The following is a 19,897-nucleotide window of genomic DNA, read 5'->3' as shown; positions in this document are numbered from 1 at the left end:
TATGATTAAAGTAATGCTGGTGGATGATCACGCCATGTTTCGAAATGGCCTCAAGCTCATACTTAACGAGGTTTCTGATATGGAAATCGCCTTTGAAGCGGCGGATGGTGATGAAGCAATCAGTGGAATACGCACTAATCTTTGGGATATTTTAATACTGGATATCTCTATGCCTGGCAAAAATGTTTTGGATTTGATTAAAATGGCTAAAGAATATCATCCAAATAAGCCAATCTTGGTATTAAGCGCATATCCAGAAGATCAATATGCCATTAGGATACTCAGAGCAGGCGCACAAGGCTATTTAAGTAAAGAATGCGCAGCCGAAAAACTAGTGGATGCCATTCAAAAATTAGCCAACGGCGGCAAATATGTCAGTAGTGCTTTAGGCGAACTACTGGCAAACGAATTGACCTCTAGTACTAGACTACCCCATCAATCACTTACCGACCGCGAATATCTGGTTTTTCTTGCCATCGCCAAAGGAAATCGTCTAGTAGACATCGGTATTGAATATTCGCTAAGTCAGAAAACCATTAGCACTTACCGCGCTCGGATACTCAAAAAAATGCAACTATCAACCAATGCAGAAGTAATCCACTATGCCATAAAACATAACTTATTAAACACACGCTTACTTTAATAACAAAGTCAGTTAAACGAATCAAACGGGCTTTGTTGAATAAATCAAAAAATGGACAGAGCACCCCATTTTTCGGCAATCCAACACAAATATCGATAAAGCGTGTCGTTTGACTAGCGCCTTTGCTTCTTTTAATAATTGGCTCTGAAAATTAGTATCGACTTCTTTCAGGCCAAATTTATTCATGACCTCGCAGCGGTTCCGGTAGTGACTGCTTGTCGATACCGAAAGGTTCCTCAGGAAAATATAACTGCATAATGAACGTTACGTCAGCTTTAACTTTTTGGAAACTGAAAAAGAAAAAGTAATTGACGGCCCTGTAATAACCAAGCTGTAGGATGTAATCCACTTTTCGGGCAGTGTTGTCATCAAAGCTTTCGAGAACGGCTACATCGTTGATATCGAGGGAGAACAAAAAAGACCGCTCTTCATCATCAAGCGGGGGTATTTCATAAAGAGCGTTGATTTCGTCTGGGGTTAAAATCGATAGTCGAGCCATGCTGAATCTATATTGGATGAGGATAAAGTTATGGCACGGTTTTTTCTGCACCACCGCCTTTCTGGGTGTTGGTTAACTATGCAAATATAGCTGAGTAAAATTAAGATAGATTTAGCCTACCATTAGGCCATGGTCTAGTGATAGATTCGAAAATGCCATAAATATCTATCATTAGACATATTTTTGCTTTATGATTGACACTCTATCACAACATCTTAAATTCTTTTGAGCGAAAATGATTATCGGCTACGCCAGAACTTCGACCGTCGATCAAATTGCTGGTCTTGAAGCACAACTACGGGAACTCGAAATTGCCCAGTGCGAAAAAATATTTCGGGAGCAAGTGTCATCCATTTCAATTCGGATCCAGCTTGAGGCTGCTTTAGAATTTGCACGAGAAGGCGATGTATTAGTTGCCACTAAGCTTGATCGACTAGCTCGATCAGTTTCCGATCTTATGACCATCATCAAAACACTGGAACAAAAAACCGTCGGTTTGCGGATTCTTAATCTAGGTATGGACACACAAACCCCGACCGGAAAATTGATGTTAACTGTTTTGGGTGGTGTTGCTCAATTCGAACGGGAAATGATGCTTGAGCGGCAGCGGGAAGGTGTTGCGAAAGCTAAGGTAGCTGGTAAGTACAAAGGCAGAAAACCTTTGGCGAATGAACTCCGTCAAGAAGTTGTTACCCTCGCTGAAAACGGAAAAACCAAAAGAAACATTGCCAAACATTTAAGTATTGGAGAGGCTACCGTTTATCGTATTCTAGCCACTTTGAAAAAAAATGATGCGTAATAAATTTTCGTAAATCTATATGAATACCCAGAACCCTTCACCTCAGCAGCAAACTTATAAAACGATAACCATCCAAGAAGCTCTAAACATTGCTATCGGATATTTTCAACAAGGCAATCTCGCAGACTCCAAGATACTCTGTCATAAAATATTATCGACCAATCCTAAAATATCGGACTGTTATAATTTACTCGGTAACATTGAAGCGCAGGAAGGGCAATATCAAGATGCAATACTTTATTTTAATCAGGCCATAGCGCTAAAAAAAGACTTTTCTTATTTTTACAACTTGGGCAATTGTTTTAAAGCGTTACACCAGCTGGACAAGTCCATAGAAAACTACCGCTTAGCTATACGCTTAAACCCTAAGTTTCCGATCCTATATTTTCATTTAGGTATGGCTTTGCGAAATCAGGGGAAATACAAAGAAGCGGCCAAAATATTCAGAAGCTGGGTGAGTCTTAACCCATTGAATCCAGAGTCTTTGATAAATCTCGGTTCCATACTTGCTGAGCAAAATGAAAATGATGACGCAATCGAATGTTACGAAAAAGTCTTAGCGTTAGAGCCAACACATCAAATAGCCCTATACAGTTTGGCAGGCGTTTTAGCGAATCAAAGTCGAATGAGCGAGGCACAACAAGTATTTGAAAAGCTGTTGCATAGTTATCCTACCGACGCGCTTAAAATAAAAGCGGCTTTGCAAATACCGATTATCGCTCCCTCTGTACAAGCTCTGGTCGATTGGCGGAATGAATTTTCATCAAAAATAGATGAACTCATAAAAACTGGCGTGCGGATAAAAGATCCGTTGAAAGAATTAGGGAAAACAAATTTCTATCTTGCATTTCAGGGCTTCGACAACCTTGAGCTAAACAACAAAGTGGCTCAACTGATGGTGTCGGCCTGCCCGTCATTGGTTTGGACAGCACCTCACTGTTTAACAATACGTCAAACACAAAGTCGAATTCGGGTCGGATTTATTTCAAACTTTTTCCATTTGCATAGTATCGGTAAAACCAGCCGAGGGCTGATTGCAGAGCTTTCCAGAAACCGGTTTGAAGTTCACTCATTATTTGTACCACCAGTAATCAACGATCCAGTTTCTAAATTAATACAGGATTCGTCAGATCATTATCACATTCTGCCTAATTCACTTGAAGACGCCAGAAAAGTGATTGCCGATTTGAAGCTTGATATTCTTTTCTATCAAGATATAGGTATGGAGCCCTTTACTTATTATCTAGCTTTTTCCCGCTTAGCGCCGGTACAGTGCGTATCGTTTGGACATCCCGATACAACTGGAATTGATAATATTGACTATTTTGTTTCAACCGACTTTTTTGAAACACTAGAAGCAGACTCTCATTACAGCGAAAAATTAATCAGATTACATAATGTAGGGACGCCCACTTATTACTACGCTCCGAATATAAATTTCAAAGTCAATAAACGTTCTTATTTTGGGCTTAAAGATCAAACTCACCTTTATTTTTGCCCGCAAACTTTGTTTAAATTTCATCCAGATTTTGACCTTATTCTGGCAAACATATTGAACAGAGATTCGCAAGGCGTCATCGTTTGCTTGGAAGCGCACATACCGTATTGGACTAAATTACTGAAACAACGATTTCAGCTCTCCATCGGCAAAGCCGCAGATCGCATATTGTTTTTGCCTCGCCAGAATTACAACGATTACCTCAATTTATTGATCCTTTCAGATGTGGTGCTCGATACCATTCATTTTAACGGAATGAATACGAGTCTTGAGGCTTTTACTGTCGGTACTCCAGTCGTTACCCTTCCAGGCAAATTTCAACGGGGAAGGCATACATCTAGCATGTATCGAAAAATGGAAATAGAGGAATGCATTGCACACAATCCAATCGACTATACTGAGTTGGCTGTTCACTTAGCCTCTGATAACACTTTAAGAAAAACTATCTCTAGTAAAATCCTCGAAAGAAATTCAAAATTATTCAAAGACAGAAAAGTGTTGGAACGGTGGGAAGACTTTTTTACCAACGCATTAAATTCATCTATTGAAAAATAGTTTATGACACGTTGCTCTCCTCAGCTGGAACACAGCATACCATATATCACTGTGCATCTAGCATATATCATGAGTATTCGGATTTGTCATCGAAATGACATCTACAGAAAGTATGATTAAGATTACAGATTATTTGATGAAAAATAGGGTGCGTGGGCCACATAAGCTAAGCATATGCACACCAACAAAATATTCAACAAAAACCCATGACGATAGGCCACGTAGCCTATCTATTTGGAGTTGTTTTGTTATTTAACCTATATGGTTTCTAATCATGAAAAAGTATGCTCTATTGCTTTTATGCTGTTTTATTGCACCAAACTTATATGCTATAACTCCAATGGCTAATGGAGGAAACTTTGGTTATGGGACTTATGAATATTACAGTTATTCTGTGCAAGCAGACGGGACAGTTCAAACATGGGGCGGTCCCTACCTTTTACCTGTATCGATTCCCGGCTTAACTGGGGTAGTACTGACAAATAGTGGCTACTTTGTCAAAAATGACGGAACAGTCTGGAGCCTAGCTAATGGCTCGGCTACTTCTGGATTAGTTCAATTTGGAATTTCTAATGTTCAAAAAATTTCTACCAGTGGTTCTCATGCTCTTGCCTTAAAATCGGATGGTACAGTATGGGGATGGGGTGATAATCAGGTAGGTGAGCTTGGCATAGGTCAATTTACTTATACTCAATCCTCTCCGGTGCAAGCAATTGGACTTACAGGTATTGTCGATATTGCTGCAAGCAATTCAAACTCTAGTGAAATTTCCAGTTATGCAGTGATGAATAATGGTACGGTCTGGGCATGGGGGAACAATTACTCTGGTCAATTCGGAAATGGAGCAACCTGTGGAGTGATGTTTTGCGGTATATCGACTCCCACGCAAATATTTGGCTTATCTGGAGTTAAGGCAATTGCAAGTGGTTCTAATCACACAGTGATCCTAAAAAATGATGGATCGGTATGGGTAGCAGGCGGTACTAATGGATTAAGTTTTATAAAAGTTGCTGGACTTAACAATATCACAGCTATCGCTGCTGGTGGTTCATCTCAAGGTGGCGGAGACTATTCCTTGGCTTTAAAAAATGATGGAACAGCTTGGCTTTTCCAAAATAGTCCTAGTCCGGTAGCTTCACAAATTAACGGATTAAGCAATATTCAATCGATACAAATTGGCCTTGGTGGTTTTGTTTTTTATGCAGTAGGTCAGAATGGGACGGTCTATGATTGGGGGAATGTTTCGGCTAACGGTCTTTTAGGGAATGGAACATTGAAGGGCAGTGCTAGCCCTGTTTCAGTTGGTGTAGCATACGTTTCGCCACCACCACCTTATACGAGTACTACCGTTCCAGCACTTTCTGAGTTTGGGATCATGATAATGGGAGCTTTACTTCTGCTTATTTCGTTTGTAATTCAAAAAGAAAAGGACAGTCATCTAAGGTAGTCGCTCACTCTCTCGTTTGTGATCGAAACAACGCGAATGCTAATTATATATCCGATGAAAAATCAGTACGGATGGCTAAGATTTATTCTATTTGTCGGCTGTTACGTGCTGCTTGACTACGCTTATTTTAAAATTTCGATCGATACCTTCATCAATGTGATTTATTACCACGGTATGGTGACGGTTTGTGCCGATTTAATCAATATGATCGTCCCGCTGGAACAGATTTTACCGCTGCAAAATCATTTGATTTCAGCCAAAGCCGATCTGGAGATCGTGCGCGGCTGTGATGGTGCCGGAGTATTGTTTTTGGTGATTTCGGCCATTCTGGCCTTTCCGTCAAAACTGGGCTGGAAACTGATTGGAGTAGCGTTGGGCATAAGCTTAATCTATATCATTAATCTGCTGCGCATCAGCGGGTTATATTTCGTCATTGCTTATCACCCTGGCTGGTTTCAGTTCATTCATGCCTATCTGGCTCCGACATTCATGGTCATTACCAGTTGCGCCTATTTCATCTTGTGGGCGCTCGGTTCTGTTAATAAGGTCCATGAACCGGCGTGATTTAATTTTCCTGGCTCTGAAAGGCTTGCTGGCTTGGCTGATCTTGTCCGGCTTGGTTTTGTATTTCGGGGAATGGCTGGTAAAAGGGCTATTCCCTGTGATTAGGGCAGTCATGATGATGATGTCGCAGGAACTGTCCCTCAACTTAAAAGTGGTCAAGTCGGCGCAATCCCAATTGGACTATTCGATTGAATTATCCGCCTGGGTGCTTCGCCCGGTTTATATCAACGCAAAGCTCGTCATTCCACCGGGAACCGATTTAAAATCATCAATCCACTTGCTGCACTCCCTGGTTCCGCTGGTCATTGAGGGATCAATTCTGCTGGTTTGGCCGGTTCAGCGCTGGCCGCAGCGTTTATTGCTGATTGTGTTGGGTTTGTTGACGGCGGTGCTAGTCATCATAGCGATCTTACCGGCCCATCTGCTGGGGATACTGGAAATGTCTTTTCAGGATATGGCTTTAACAGGTCAAAATCCACGCCCTATCCCGTGGTTTGTAGATTGGATGGTGTTTTGCGAAATGGGCGGTCGCTGGCTGTTGGGAATTACGGCGGCTTGGTTATGTATTCAATTACAACGTAGGTTAATACGGGGTGTGCAAGTCAACGTAACAAGTATGCAGTAAGGAAAGTCTTGGGTGAAAAGGGCTAAATGTAATTTAGCAGATATTGCACAGCTTAGATTTAATCACCAAATATGAATTTTGCAATGGAAAGAGTTACCTTAACATTCAAGAAGTTATTAAAAATTTTATTAGCAATTTTAAAATGGCTATTATTGCCCAACCCTGTATAACCGCATTGAACATCCTGCCTACAGGGAACAATAGTGGGCATTATTGTTAAAGCGTAATTTTTGATTTAAATCAAAAAATCGCAAGTATTCCATAGAAATACAGCGTTTTTCAGTCATTCACTGGCAGCATATTAACTTCATTGGCAAGTATGAATTATATAATACGGAACATATTGTTAATATTCAATAGGTTATAAAAAAACTAATTGGCGAATTTGAAATCGATATTTCGGCTGGAAGCCGCTAATACCAAGGACTCCAGAGGTGTCGTGAAACAAACCGTTCTTTTGGTTAAATAACCCCAAAAAGGGAAAGATAGTTAATTCTGAATGCCCCGGTTTCAGGGAATTCATTTGCAAATAAAATGAGCCCACGAAAATGGATTGCGAGCCGACACGGATAAATGCAAGCTCATTTGCAGATAATCTGAGCCCGACGGCTATTTCATTTGCAATTATTTTGAGCCCAAAACGGCGCTAAATGCGAGCCCGACTGTTTTCAAATGCGAGCCGTTACAGATAAGAATTGAAATGCAAATCATAAATTAAATAACTATAGATTTGGTTATTTCACAGCATTTGCTAGGTTTCATTGTCATTCAACCCTGCCCTATTCCCATGTTTCTCTCTCAATTGGTATTGAATCCGAGAGAAAATCGAAAACCGTGCGTATCAGCGGGTTTCCGTTTATTTCTCGATGAACCACAAGCCAAACAGGAAGCGTTGGGAGGGGTAAATGTGGTAATACTGATGTAACATTAAGCATATGCGCAACATACTTAGGGATAAAACCAATACCGCAACCCTCTACTAACAAATTTATATAAGCGACTTGATCATCCGTACGCACAGAAAAATCGCTCCGTGAAATTGATATACCTGCTACTTGTAATCCCCGAATCAATGACTCATCCTTATCAAAGCCGAGCAAATCGTGTTTAAGCAAATCATCGACTTGATTGGGAATACCACACCGCTCAAGATAGCTTGGTGCCGCAAACACACCAAATGCGATATCACCAATATGTTTCGTAATCAAAGATGTTTGTGTGGGTTGTCTCATGCGTAATGCTATGTCAGCTTCGCGTCTCAATAGATTACTTACTTCATTTGTAACGACAAGATCAATTTGAATGCCTGGATGAACCATACGCAATTTTTTGATGCAAATAGGCATTAGAAAAGAGCCAACAATTTCGCTACATGATATGCGGACAGACCCCAGCTTGTTTCCTTGTTCCTTAAGCAAACCGGATTGAATTTTATCAGCAGCCACCGCCATCTCTCTTGCTGCCTCAACAATTTTTAGTGCAGTAACCGTAGGATTAAGACCACGACCAGTGCGTTCGAATAGCGGCACACCCAGTTGAGACTCAAGCTCAGTAATCTGGCGGGAAAGCGTGGGTTGATAGGTGCCAAGTTTTTTGGCCGCCCCAAGAAGGCTGCCGCAATCTATAACAGCCAAGAAGCTGCGTAGTAATGACCAATCAAGTTTTTTAACATCCATCATATTTGCATAGCTTGGTTGATTAAATATGCAATTGTAATGCATTTTAATTCATGATTAAATTCGAAAATCACCAATCAGTCTGAAGGAGAGTATGAAGTTAATTAAAGTAGCTCCCTAGTACTAGTCCTTACCCAAATTTTTTAATCTAAATAGAGAGAAGTTGATGATGTTTACGCTATTCAAAACACCCATAGCCTTGTTAAAGCTAGAAGGCTTTGCTGTCTTTCTCATGGCACTAACAATCTATTGGCAACATTCATTCGGGGGATGGCCTCTATTTTGGTCAACTATATTAGTACCAGACTTAGCAATCCTTGGGTATCTAGTTAATGCCCAATTTGGCGCAAAGGTCTACAACATTACCCACTCAACGTTGTTGCCTAGCACTTTAGCTCTTGTTGCCATGGGTACAGAAAGCACCATGTCATTAGCCTTGGCTCTTATTTGGTTTGTGCATATTGGTTTTGATCGGATGTTAGGTTATGGACTCAAATATCCAGAAGGGTTTAAAGTTACACATCTTGGCACCATTTGACAAATAGCTAGCGCGTAGGATGTGCCAACCAACGGGCGGCGCATCAATCGAGTTCAATACCCAAATATCAGGCGGGATTATGTTACCTCAATTTCTTGGATAAATCCCTGCTACGACATAACGGTAATAACTTGAATACGGCCATTCTTGCACATTTTTTACCCATTGATTGGTCATTAGCAAAACAGCAATATTGATGCAATCCGGCCAGTCAAGTGTTTGCCAATTCAGGACATTTCTAAATTGCGTTTACTGAAGATGCCTTGGATAAGTGGGCTTATGTTAAATTAACCTTTTGTGGGGTGTAAATTAGACGGCATAGGTACTATAAAATTTTAAGTTTTCATCTTTTTGTCTACTGTTTGGCTATTTTAAGCCAGCTGTATGCATCGCCAATGTTAAGGCACATATTTTAAACATCAGACATTTGAGTTCAGACTGTCTAATCATTGCCCGCCTTCCGATTCGAACCATTTAATATCTCATTTCCGAATAAACTTAGGTAGTTATACGAATATTTTTTTTGTATTAAGTGTGATCCAATTAACCAAGAATTTGGGGATGCTCTCGGATCCCTTTGTTCAACAACCATAAGATTTGGTTTGTTCAAGAACAAATTTTTTATGGTGTATAACAACATTAATGACAAGAAATTTAGGAGAAGAACATGAATACGACCAACATTTCCGGCGAGTTGGTCAGAGTCCAGGCGGCAATCCTTAAGGCGGGCGCTACCTGGATCGCGGGCGAAACCTCCGTTTCACGACTGTCCCCAGAGGTCCGTGCGAGACTCGTGTCGCCACGACCGATAGGGCCGATCCCGCCCGGCAAGCCACTGCCGCCGCCGCCACCGCTGCCGATCGTGTTCGACTGGTCGAATCTGGACGGCAAGAACTACGTCACCTCGGTGAAGATGCAGGATGGCGGCACATGCACAGTCTACGCCTCGACCGCCGCGATGGAGTCTAGTGTGATCTGCGCCGGTGAAGCGAATACGACCATCGACCTCTCCGAGCATTCCATCATCTCAAGCCCCGATGGCTGCAGCGGTAACCTCCACGGCATCGCTGCCTTCATTCAAAATACCGGGCTGCCGCCCGAGAGCTGGTTCACGGGTAGCCTCGCGTCGGCCAAACCGGGCTGGAAGGACGAGACCTACAAGGTCGTCGATTGGTCCTGCTACTACCCAACCACCATCGACGAGGTCAAGGCTCTGCTGATTGACAACGGACCCGTGGTCACGACCATGAACGCGCCCGACGACTTCTTTTATTACAAGAGCGGCGTCTACAAGAACACGACAGCGACATCCGGCGGCTTCCACGCCGTATTGCTCGTCGGCTATGACGACGGCCTGCAGGCTTTCCACTGCAAGAACAGCTGGGACACCGACTGGGGAGAACAGGGCTTCTTCCATCTCGCCTACAGCGAGTTCAAGAGCCCTGTCATCAACTTTGGTTGGGACATCCACACCTACAGAGGAACGATTCCACCACCGTACTTTAAGGAGGTCGAAGTTGGCTTGAACCAGGATAGCCGGCTTGAGGTCTTCTTAATCGGCAGAAACGACAGGATCTACCAAAGGACCCAAACGCAACCGAACGGAAGTTGGTGTGCCGAAAGACCGCTGACAGGCTCGGCCAAGCAGATCGCCGTGGCGTCGAACCAGGATGGTCGCCTGGAAGTGTTTTACATCGGTACGAGTACAGCCCTGTTCCACAACTGGCAGATCAAGCCCAACGGCTCATGGAATGGCGAGAGCTACTTCGGCGGCAACGCCAAGCAGATCGTCGTCGGCCGGAACCAAGACGGTCGCCTGGAAGTGTTCTACGTCGGTGTCGATGACAAGATCTACCACAAAGCCCAGACGGCACCCAACAGCGGTTGGGGTGGAGAGGTGGCCCTCGGCGGCTTGGCCAAGCAGATCGCCGTGGCGTCGAACCAGGATGGTCGCCTGGAAGTGTTTTACGTCGGTACGAGTACAGCCCTGTTCCACAACTGGCAGATCAAGCCCAACGGCTCCTGGAATGGCGAGAGCTACTTCGGCGGCAACGCCAAGCAGATCGTCGTCGGGCGGAACCATGACGGTCGCCTGGAAGTGTTCTACGTCGGCGTTGATGACAAGATCTACCACAAAGCCCAGACGGCACCCAACAACGGTTGGGGTGGAGAGGTGGCTCTCGGCGGCTTGGCCAAGCAGATCGCCGTGGCATCAAACCAGGATGGTCGCCTGGAAGTGTTTTACGTCGGTACGAATACAGCCTTGTTCCACAACTGGCAGATCAAGCCCAACGGCTCCTGGAATGGCGAGAGCTACTTCGGCGGCAACGCCAAGCAGATCGTCGTCGGGCGGAACCAAGACGGTCGCCTGGAAGTGTTCTACGTCGGCGTTGATGACAAGATCTACCACAAAGCCCAGACGGCACCCAACAGCGGTTGGGGTGGAGAGGCCAGGCTTTAGGGTCGTTGGGGTGAGGAAAGCACCCCAACAATCTCGAATGGCGACACCTAGACAAAATAGGACCGGATGTGCCAACCAACGGGGGGCAGCACATCCTACCTAGCGCTTAACTTGGCCGCAATAGTGGTTTCATACCCTTAACAACCCCCTATTTACCTAACATTCTCAGCAAAGTACGGTCTTTGTCAAAATAGTGATGCTTAAGTGTACCAACCACGTGCAGTATAATAGTTGCTGCAAGCACATAACCCAGCAGTCCATGCGTTTCTTCCGCAAACTCTGCAAGCGTAGCGTTTAACGGAATCGCCTCAGAAGGATTGGCACTGCTAAAGTTAGATGGAAACAGAACAAAGCCAAGCACATCTACACCATGACCACCGGCGCTAGACATTATAAAACCAGAAATTGGCATCAAAATAGTCGAAATTAACAAAACCCAATGCACAACAACAGCCAGCTTATGCTCTAATACAGGGTACTCTCGAACCGGTGTTGGCCAACCTTTTTTCAGCCTTAATACTATACGGGGCAGGATGATAAGCAATGCAATAACACCCACCTCTTTGTGTATATCATATAAATCCCATACTTCATAAGTTGACATGTAAAAGCCAACTACCGTTAAAAAAATCATACCTAATGCGACTAACCAATGTAATGAACGCATGGTCATACTCAATTGCTGCTTATCCACCTAGACTCCAAAGCTGTCGTAAAACTAAATCATACAATGTTTCGGATCTATCAGTAACCTATTTTGCAGCTGGCGTAAGACTGTCACTTAATAGCATTTCTATTTCTGCACACTAAACACGATACGCGTTTCCTGGTTTAATAAATCAAGAAAGCGGTTAAATTCAGCAATTTTCTCGACAGGTATTTGCAGACGGGGCATTTTTAATTCTGTAAACGCGGTGATGCTGGTCTCGTCATTACGATAATAGCGGTGCAGACTGCCCCACTCTGCCGTGTAATCCAGCTTAGGACCAATGTTATTAATACGTTTTTGATTTTCAAGTTTATAGCTTATTTGACTTTTATAATTAATACCTTGAAAGCTATAGGGGTAAATAACGTTAGTGGTTTTGGTATTATTGATCAGGTTTCTTAACCAATGATCTATTTCGCTAAAATTAATCAATTGCTTAGCGTTATAAGCGTTGCGAAACTCTGTATTGGTGCTAAGTACCAACAGTGAATTAGGGTCCTCCAACCCTTGTAATTTAACGGTGGGCGTTACTTTGTCACCCATCACAGAACGGTAATACTCTAACAATGAGCGATCCTGATCGTCTTGAGACTTAGACACCAAGCTATGCCGTAACCCGGCAGCCCAATGCGAATCATAATGCCGTTCAAGTGTTTCAATAATAGAACCGTCGTCAGTCAGTTGATGATTCGCTTTAATATCCACCACCCAAGTATAAGGTTCAGAATCTAGGGTAGAGGGCGCATCCGCTCCGCGACCAACCGACAAACTTACCGCACCCTGTAACGTGTTGGGTAAATAGGCAGGAGAAGTTTGGGAGTCTGTTAAGTCTATGCAAGCATCTTTGTAAGCACTCAGCTTAACGCAGGCTATCATATGGTTAAAGTAATTTAAGGAGGGAAGCAATAATTTCGACAATGCGTGCCGATTTGTCGAAGTCAATACCGGATAAGCATCCAGCCCCGCTTGCCTGGCCAAATCCACAAATAACATGGTTTTATCTTTGCAATCACCAAAACGACGTTCCAATGTCTTGAGAGTGGGTCTGGGTACCACACCGTTATAACCATGTTCAATACCCACATAGCGTATTTCTCGTGCCACATACGTAGCTAAACGCTGTAACTTGTCTTCCGCACTACTCGCTTCTTTAAGCAACTGATCGGCTAAGTCTTTAATGACTGTAGTGTTGGATAAAGCCGGTTCAGTATACGTTTGCATTTTGTTGGAAATAGCGTTCCAATCGGTTGCCTCGGCTAATACCAACACGGGTAAAACATCATTATAGGCAGGCATACCTCTTTCCGTTGGCACAGGTAAACTGGGTTCAAGCGTGTTGCAAGTCAGGCTTAATGCGCCCTCCTTGCACACCAACTTTGCATAATCGGTTTTCCACGCCGGTTTCTGCTTTTCCTTCGCCCAATTTATCTGGGCTTGAAAACGCTCTATATGACCAAAATTGGCCGGATTTAACGCGCGAAACCAAGGCAAAGGTAATTTATCGTAATAGGTAACGATTTTGTAAGTCAGAATAGAAATACTACCTGGTATTAATTGAGAAAAAGGGATGGTTACATAACTATAATCATTGAAAATACTCGTTGAATTATCGCCGTTAATCTGAATGTTTCCCGCATCAACACTCACCAAACTGCCGTCAGGTTGCAAAACATACGCTTCTTTAATTTCCACGCGCTGACTTGTGCTGTCAATCCAAAATCCGCTATTACCAACGGTTTCGATGCCGTTAGAGTCCATGTAAAACCGAGATACACTGACAGTTTCTTCAACGGTTTTATCATCTCGCAACCAAATTTGGTGTGTTTCGCCCAAGGTTACGCTGCCATAACCCAGTTTTTTAAAGGTAGCAATTTTATCGGGTTGCGGTAACAGATCCCGATACTGGTAGCTTGGGTTAACAGGAGACCACAGCACTTGATTCGGCATATTGCCGGCTAGTTTAAACACCCGGTTCGAAGTATCAGCCACTGTCACAGTACAAGCCAACAGCAGTAAAGATAACCATAAACAAGCCGATATTTTCATTGATTACCTTCCGTAGCAGTTAATTGAAAACTATTTACCAGCTCTTGCACTGTACTTGCCGGATGCTTAGAACCTTGTCCTATCACCTCGTAAATGGTTTTTGTTGTAACGATAGTGGCGACAAAAAATGATTGATTAAAAAAGTTAGACGTTTGTGAATGGGAGTAATGTGCAATAGAAACTGGCGTTAAGTGCGCACCAGAATCGAGAGTACGCGTTTCAACCACCTTAAAATCTTTCCAATTGGCAGCAATAATCGCCTTACGGTTATCGACTAAACTATCTAATGTTTGATGTTGATTCGGTTGAACACGGATCACAACCCATTCATTGCTAGGCTTATTCATCAATTCCATGTCGGTATCGTTATACATGGTACCTACTGGCACGACTCGCCAATTTCGATCTGGTATATGCAACTGATAGGGTAATGATTGCCCGACAAGCGCAGCACCGACGGCTAGATTGTCAGCTTTAAAATATTGAAAATCTGCTTTGCTGCCATAGATAGCCAAGCCCATCAGGGGTACACCTAAGATAAACACACACCGTTGTCGCCAAGTGTATTGGTTTACAGGTTGCAACCAATCTGTAGATTGCCCCTGCCGAAGGCGATTCATTTGCTGGTGTAATATCAACCAAGGTATCACTACCACAGAAATTGTCAGTGGATATAAAAAGGTCGGCATACTCACCGATAATATACCCGCCAATATCAATAAGACAGTTAGCATAGAGGCAGATACTTTATTCACCATCCCTTGCTTTTTGGTTAAGCTGGCAATGGTTTTGGCCATGCGCATAAACACCAACAGCCCATATAAGGGCATTAATATTAACGCCGCATCGCGTTTGGGACGAAATGAATTCTCACCCAAAGTGTACAAATCTTTACTGGTTCTATAGGTTAAAAAAATCGAATACAATGACCCGCTAAACACCATTAACAGAAATGTTCTCCAAGTAGTCATAGGAGGATAAAGTGCTGCGACTGGCACTTTGCTTGGAAATGGGGCTAAACTATCGTTGCCAGTTCTTAAGCTCTCTACTTCTGTTTTTATTGCCAAGGCATTGGCGGCGGCTAACGCCTCGCTAACCAACACAGCCCAACGCTTTTTATGAAGCTTGTGTCCTAATCGTAACAGTATTAAACCTAACACCAGACACACTAATCCAGCCCACAGCAGTGGAATAAATGAACCTGAGACTCCGGTGGCAATAAAATGGTAAACCCCACCCAAGAAAAACAGGGCTATCGACAGCAACAGTATTGCGGATAGAAAGTACCAGCCACCCAGATAGTTTTTGATTGCTGCAGTTAATAGCACTGCACCGCCAAATAAAAAACTACAGCCAACAATTAAGCCAATTAACCAATCTTTAGGGGTGCCAAACAACAACAAAAAACAAAATAAGGCAATAAAACTAAACAGCAGTCCAATTACGTACAAGGTTATTCGCATTTAATGTCCTCATTATTAATTCTATGCTTATCCTAGAGACTGCGCATTGAGCAAGACTAATGGTTATTGATTCTACATCCGGCTATCGATCTTTATCTTTGCATAAACACGAATTGATGGGGTGGCTGTTTTCTATATAGTCACGAAAGGCTGAATCACCAACTGATACAGTGTTAGTCAATTTTACACTAACAGCAAGCATACGCTCTAATTGTTTCAAGCAACTTCAGCCTAAAGCAACAGTGTCGCAATACAGCAGCGCCGATTACCACCTATTCAGACATTTCGGGTTTCCCAATACTCTAGTTGTGTTGTGGGGTAAAACCAGCTGCATGCCCTGCCCTACAGGTTTTCTTTTACACACGCTTTACAATGCTAATGATAATGATTATCTTTTGTATAGTTTTTATTATTTGAGATTACTTTACAGTACATCAACCAATAAATGATCCTATAGCAAAGCACTACCACTATCTTGGAGAATTAACGATGCCTATTCGAAGTTACCCGCATAACAAAAGTCGTAAAACTCATTTAGTCAATACACCTAGTCAGTTCATAGGGGCAACGGTATTTGGCATTGCGGCTTCCAGCACCTGGTCGCAAGTCGCTAAAGCGGATAATGACAGCGTTTTGCCAGAAGTCAATGTTGAAGCAAGTTCAACTACTAACGACAATAACAATCTGCGTAAACTCAATCTGGATCTATATTCAGCACCTATTCAAGATACCCCGCAAGCCATAGATGTCATTGACAAAGAGCAACTACAAAACCAATCGATTACCCGCTTACAAGATGCCCTAAAAAACGTAGCAGGCATTACCATGAACTCTGGCGAAGGCGGCGCTCATGGCGATAATGTCAATCTTCGTGGTCTGGTGGTGCAAAACGGATTTTTCATGGATGGCTTACGCGACCCTGGTAACTACACCCGCGACAGTTTCAATCTGGAATCAGTGGATGTCATCAAAGGTTCCTCATCGGTCATGTTTGGTTATGGTTCGACAGCGGGCGTGGTTAATCAGGAAAGCAAGATGCCAACACAAACCACACTGCGTTCCTTTGCCGTAAAAGGCGGCACCAATGCTTTAGCACGTATAACGGGTGATTTTAATGAAGTCATCAATCCCGGTACTGCGGTTCGGCTTGCACTCATGGCCGAACGTTCCAATATTGCAGATCGCGACATCGCTCTAAACCGGCGTTATGGATTTGCCCCCTCTATCAGTTTCGGCATGGATGGACCGACACGATTAACCCTCAGTTATTTGCATCAGGAAGAGAACAATATTCCAGACTATGGCATTCCAATTCTCTGGGGATCGGTTGCCCCGGTAGCACGTAATAAATTTTACGGATTAGCAAATTATGATCGCACACAAACAGACACCAATGTACTAACAGCCAGTTTTGAACATGCATTCAATTCAAAAACAAAATTCACCAATACCTTTCGCTATGGCAGCTATGACTTTAACTACCAAGTCACATCGCCAACATTAGGCGACAACCCGCCGTCTATAGGCACCGCACTCGATCAAATTCTGGTATATCGCGATCAACCCAGTAGCGCCGGATACACCACGCTATTTGCCGACCGCATGAATTTAACGACGCAATTTAATACCGGCCAATTTAAACACGATCTGGTCACAGGACTGGGCTTAAGCCGCGAAAGCATGAGCACCACACGCTATGCCAATCAAATTGACCAAATAACACCCACATCCTTATTGAACCCTAATCCGCAACAGGTGTTGTCCATCCAGTCACAAATTGCTGCGCAGCCCGGATCACGTGGTGATGATATTAATTTATACACAGTCGATACCTTACATGTAACCGAGCAATGGGATGTAATGGCGGGGTTGAATTTTGATCGGTTTATCTCCAAATTTTATGACAGTCAATCCGGAAATTCTTTTACCGAAAACAATTCCTTGCTAAGTCCGCGCGCGGCATTGGTTTTTAAGCCATTCGACACGCAAAGCTATTATTTCTCTTACGGCACATCTTATAACCCAGCCATACAGTATTTAACCCTAGCCCCCTCCACTACGTCGTTAACACCGCAAAAAACCACTAATCTGGAACTGGGCGGCAAGCTAAGTTTGTTAAACGGCAAACTGTCATTGAACGGTGCTTTATTTCAACTCCAAGCTGACAATTTAAGAGTGGCAGACCCGAACGATCCAACCTTACAAGCGGTCACTTTCGGCGAACGCGTCAGAGGATTAGAATTAACCCTAAATGGCCGAATCACCCAAAACTGGGAAATCAATACTGGTTACACCCATCTCAATGCCTTAATCGTCAACGGCATAAATACAGATACGGGCTTAAGCGAAGTGGGCAACAAAGTGCCGAATGTCGCCAGCGACACCTATAATTTATGGACGACTTATACGCCAACCGATAGCTGGAAAGTAGGCAGCGGTGTGTATGTCTATGGACCGCGATACGCTTCTCCGGATAACTCCGCACGCATGGCAGGCTACGCGCTATGGAATATGATGACTTCTTACCAGATTGATAAACATTTTAACGTGCAACTGAATCTTGATAACGTCACCAATAAATATTATTTGCAGAGCGCCTATTATTCCAGTTCATCAGAAAGTCATGCCGTTCCTGGGCCTGGGCGTACCGGATATCTGACACTGAATGTCAGCTTTTAAAGATGATTAAAAGTGATGAAAAAACCAGCCCAGCTTTACATTTACCCGATCTCTATTTAGATAAACTTACGCAACTAAGCAGTGTCGAGCTGGAACGCTTATTAACTGGCGATGCCAAACAAGCAGCCATTTGGGTACGTATGGCGGCAATTAAGGGTATTACTGCCGCACAAATCCGTTTAGGACGTATGTGCCTGGAAGGCTATGGTGTCAATAAAAATCCTGCCGAAGCCTTTAGCTGGTTTCAACGAGCGGCTGCCAGCCAGGATGCAGATGCCATCAATATGCTAGCTCGCTGTTACGAAAACGGTTGGGGTGTCACCCTAAACCACACTTTGGCCTTTCAGCACTACGCCCAAGCGGCACAGCTAGATCATGATTGGGCGCAATACAATCTGGGCCATTGCTTTCTGGATGGTCTGGGCACACAGCGCGATCCGCTACTCGCCTTTTATTGGTATCAGAAAGCCGCTAACCAAGGACACGGCCGCGCCATGAATTTACTCGCACGTTGCTACGAAGAAGGCTGGGGCGTGGAACGCCAGCTGAAAACCGCTTACCACTGGTATCACAAATCCGCAGAAAGCGGTTATTTTCGTGGTCAATACAATTGGGCCAGCTTATTGGTAGATGCAGGTCGTATTCATGAAGCGGCAGAATGGTTTTTACTTGCCGCCAAACAAGGTACACAAAATGTACGCAGAACCATTGCCAGGCAATTAGTACAAAGCCCGCATCCTCATCTGCAAGCCAACGCATTAACCGTGCTGGAATATTGCTGCGAAAACGGCGCAGCGCAAGATTTTCAGCACTATGCACTGGCTTTATTGCAGGGTTTATCAGGAGCCCCAGAGCCAGACAAAGCCCAGTATTGGCTAAATCGCGCTGCTGAGCTTAAGCAAGACGTTATTACTTAAGTCAGTGCCATACACCACTGACGCAGTTTTAAACACTTAAATGCAAACAGATTATTATGTTACTCCATATTGAGAATGTTTTAAGCCAAGAAGAATTACTAAACATACAACAACTGTTTAAGCAAGCCGACTGGGTAGATGGCCGGGTAACAGCGGGTTATCAGTCTAGTGCAGTCAAAAACAATCGCCAGCTGGCAGAAAACTCGCCATTGGCAGTTGAAATGGGGGATTTAATTTTACGTGCGCTGGAACGTTGTCCGCAATTTACCAGTGCGGCCTTGCCGCGCCGTATATTTCCGCCTCTATTCAATAGCTATGCAACAGGTATGCAGTTTGGTTATCACGTGGACAATGCCATACGTGGAAGCACAGATCGCATGCGCACCGATTTGTCGGTAACCTTATTTTTGTCAGACCCAGCAGATTATCAGGGTGGTGAATTAGTCATCGAAGACACCTATGGCACGCATCATATTAAACTGCCTGCGGGAGATCTGGTGCTTTACCCGGCCAGTAGTCTGCATCAAGTGACGCCAGTGACGCATGGCACCCGCAATGCCTGTTTCTTCTGGATACAAAGCATGGTGCGTGACGATGCCCAGCGCAGGTTATTATACGATATGGATCAATCCATCATAGCCTTGCATCAACAACAGTCTAATAGCCTGGAAAATCCGGCGTTACTAAGGCTATCAGGCTGTTATCACAACTTGCTAAGGTTCTGGGTAGACGTATAAGCAATTTTTACTTATACCAGAGTAAGCGGGTCGACCAGCAA

The 19,897-nt window shown here is 43.7% G+C and carries 15 protein-coding genes and 1 pseudogene; 11 read left to right on the top strand and 5 right to left on the bottom strand.

Annotated elements, in window-relative coordinates:
• The first annotated feature begins 1 nt into the window (after position 1).
• Complete coding sequence (locus ABH008_RS11825) at positions 2-643, top strand: response regulator transcription factor (RefSeq protein ID WP_347985821.1); 642 nt, start codon at positions 2-4, stop codon at positions 641-643.
• A gap of 78 nt (positions 644-721) precedes the next feature.
• Here the strand turns inward: ABH008_RS11825 and ABH008_RS11820 are convergent.
• Positions 722-1,142, bottom strand: a pseudogene (locus tag ABH008_RS11820) (DUF4158 domain-containing protein); the annotation flags it as partial.
• Between the two features lie 235 nt (positions 1,143-1,377).
• Between ABH008_RS11820 and ABH008_RS11815 the strand changes: the two are divergent.
• From ABH008_RS11815 to ABH008_RS11795, 5 genes are all read left to right on the top strand, one after another.
• Positions 1,378-1,941, top strand: coding sequence for a recombinase family protein (locus tag ABH008_RS11815; RefSeq protein WP_347985820.1), 564 nt, complete (start codon positions 1,378-1,380; stop codon positions 1,939-1,941).
• A 469-nt stretch (positions 1,942-2,410) separates the two neighbouring features.
• A complete protein-coding gene (locus ABH008_RS11810; protein WP_347985819.1) occupies positions 2,411-3,994 on the top strand; it encodes a tetratricopeptide repeat protein in 1,584 nt (527 codons plus the stop codon).
• Positions 3,995-4,268: 274 nt separating this feature from the next.
• Positions 4,269-5,441 carry a hypothetical protein gene (locus ABH008_RS11805; protein ID WP_347985818.1) on the top strand — a complete coding sequence of 391 codons (1,173 nt, stop codon included), beginning with the start codon at positions 4,269-4,271 and terminating at the stop codon, positions 5,439-5,441.
• A gap of 54 nt (positions 5,442-5,495) precedes the next feature.
• Positions 5,496-6,005 (top strand): exosortase family protein XrtM, encoded by a 510-nt coding sequence (gene xrtM, locus ABH008_RS11800; RefSeq protein WP_347985817.1) that lies wholly within the window; start codon positions 5,496-5,498, stop codon positions 6,003-6,005.
• Positions 5,992-6,630, top strand: a complete 639-nt coding sequence (locus ABH008_RS11795) for a hypothetical protein (RefSeq protein WP_347985816.1) — start codon at positions 5,992-5,994, stop codon at positions 6,628-6,630. The genes xrtM and ABH008_RS11795 overlap by 14 nt, the downstream gene beginning before the upstream one ends.
• Positions 6,631-7,409: 779 nt before the next feature.
• Here ABH008_RS11795 and ABH008_RS11790 read toward each other — a convergent pair.
• Positions 7,410-8,309 carry a LysR family transcriptional regulator gene (locus ABH008_RS11790; protein ID WP_347985815.1) on the bottom strand — a complete coding sequence of 300 codons (900 nt, stop codon included), beginning with the start codon at positions 8,307-8,309 and terminating at the stop codon, positions 7,410-7,412.
• A gap of 163 nt (positions 8,310-8,472) precedes the next feature.
• Between ABH008_RS11790 and ABH008_RS11785 the strand changes: the two genes are divergently transcribed.
• Together ABH008_RS11785 and ABH008_RS11780 are read left to right on the top strand one after the other, a co-directional pair.
• Positions 8,473-8,844, top strand: coding sequence for a DUF4260 domain-containing protein (locus ABH008_RS11785; protein WP_347985814.1), 372 nt, complete (start codon positions 8,473-8,475; stop codon positions 8,842-8,844).
• A gap of 667 nt (positions 8,845-9,511) precedes the next feature.
• Positions 9,512-11,305, top strand: a complete 1,794-nt coding sequence (locus tag ABH008_RS11780) for a C1 family peptidase (RefSeq protein ID WP_347985813.1) — start codon at positions 9,512-9,514, stop codon at positions 11,303-11,305.
• Between the two features lie 148 nt (positions 11,306-11,453).
• Here the strand turns inward: ABH008_RS11780 and ABH008_RS11775 are convergent, their stop codons facing one another.
• The 3 genes from ABH008_RS11775 to ABH008_RS11765 all read right to left on the bottom strand — a co-directional run bounded on the left by ABH008_RS11775 (position 11,454) and on the right by ABH008_RS11765 (position 15,523).
• Positions 11,454-11,999, bottom strand: coding sequence for a cytochrome b (locus ABH008_RS11775; RefSeq protein WP_347985812.1), 546 nt, complete (start codon positions 11,997-11,999; stop codon positions 11,454-11,456).
• A 99-nt stretch (positions 12,000-12,098) separates the two neighbouring features.
• A complete protein-coding gene (locus ABH008_RS11770) occupies positions 12,099-14,060 on the bottom strand; it encodes a DUF3857 domain-containing protein (protein WP_347985811.1) in 1,962 nt (653 codons plus the stop codon).
• Entirely contained in the window at positions 14,057-15,523 is a 1,467-nt protein-coding gene (locus tag ABH008_RS11765) for a hypothetical protein (RefSeq protein WP_347985810.1), read from the bottom strand. Before ABH008_RS11765 ends, ABH008_RS11770 begins: the two co-directional genes overlap by 4 nt.
• A 489-nt stretch (positions 15,524-16,012) precedes the next feature.
• Between ABH008_RS11765 and ABH008_RS11760 the strand changes: the two genes are divergently transcribed.
• Genes ABH008_RS11760 through ABH008_RS11750 form a run of 3 tightly spaced genes read left to right on the top strand, consistent with a single transcriptional unit; the run spans position 16,013 to position 19,856 of the window.
• Positions 16,013-18,202 carry a TonB-dependent siderophore receptor gene (locus ABH008_RS11760; protein WP_347985809.1) on the top strand — a complete coding sequence of 730 codons (2,190 nt, stop codon included), beginning with the start codon at positions 16,013-16,015 and terminating at the stop codon, positions 18,200-18,202.
• 2 nt (positions 18,203-18,204) lie between these two features.
• Positions 18,205-19,119, top strand: a complete 915-nt coding sequence (locus ABH008_RS11755; protein ID WP_347985808.1) for a tetratricopeptide repeat protein — start codon at positions 18,205-18,207, stop codon at positions 19,117-19,119.
• A gap of 56 nt (positions 19,120-19,175) precedes the next feature.
• Entirely contained in the window at positions 19,176-19,856 is a 681-nt protein-coding gene (locus ABH008_RS11750) for a Fe2+-dependent dioxygenase (RefSeq protein ID WP_347985807.1), read from the top strand.
• Positions 19,857-19,897: the final 41 nt, after the last annotated feature.

The sequence above is a fragment of the Methylomonas sp. AM2-LC genome (assembly GCF_039904985.1).
Taxonomy (GTDB): domain Bacteria; phylum Pseudomonadota; class Gammaproteobacteria; order Methylococcales; family Methylomonadaceae; genus Methylomonas.
Note: the sequence above shows the minus strand (reverse complement) of the source record. Positions and strands in the feature narration are given on the sequence as shown.

Excerpts from the sequence above, each read along its gene's own strand:
- ABH008_RS11765 (WP_347985810.1), bottom strand. The coding sequence starts at position 15,523 with ATGCGAATAACCTTGTACGTAATTGGACTGCTGTTTAGTTTTATTGCC.
- ABH008_RS11780 (WP_347985813.1), top strand. The coding sequence starts at position 9,512 with ATGAATACGACCAACATTTCCGGCGAGTTGGTCAGAGTCCAGGCGGCA.
- ABH008_RS11770 (WP_347985811.1), bottom strand. The coding sequence starts at position 14,060 with ATGAAAATATCGGCTTGTTTATGGTTATCTTTACTGCTGTTGGCTTGT.
- xrtM (WP_347985817.1), top strand. The coding sequence starts at position 5,496 with ATGAAAAATCAGTACGGATGGCTAAGATTTATTCTATTTGTCGGCTGT.
- ABH008_RS11750 (WP_347985807.1), top strand. The coding sequence starts at position 19,176 with ATGTTACTCCATATTGAGAATGTTTTAAGCCAAGAAGAATTACTAAAC.
- ABH008_RS11815 (WP_347985820.1), top strand. The coding sequence starts at position 1,378 with ATGATTATCGGCTACGCCAGAACTTCGACCGTCGATCAAATTGCTGGT.
- ABH008_RS11825 (WP_347985821.1), top strand. The coding sequence starts at position 2 with ATGATTAAAGTAATGCTGGTGGATGATCACGCCATGTTTCGAAATGGC.
- ABH008_RS11795 (WP_347985816.1), top strand. The coding sequence starts at position 5,992 with ATGAACCGGCGTGATTTAATTTTCCTGGCTCTGAAAGGCTTGCTGGCT.
- ABH008_RS11785 (WP_347985814.1), top strand. The coding sequence starts at position 8,473 with ATGATGTTTACGCTATTCAAAACACCCATAGCCTTGTTAAAGCTAGAA.
- ABH008_RS11760 (WP_347985809.1), top strand. The coding sequence starts at position 16,013 with ATGCCTATTCGAAGTTACCCGCATAACAAAAGTCGTAAAACTCATTTA.
- ABH008_RS11790 (WP_347985815.1), bottom strand. The coding sequence starts at position 8,309 with ATGATGGATGTTAAAAAACTTGATTGGTCATTACTACGCAGCTTCTTG.
- ABH008_RS11805 (WP_347985818.1), top strand. The coding sequence starts at position 4,269 with ATGAAAAAGTATGCTCTATTGCTTTTATGCTGTTTTATTGCACCAAAC.
- ABH008_RS11755 (WP_347985808.1), top strand. The coding sequence starts at position 18,205 with ATGATTAAAAGTGATGAAAAAACCAGCCCAGCTTTACATTTACCCGAT.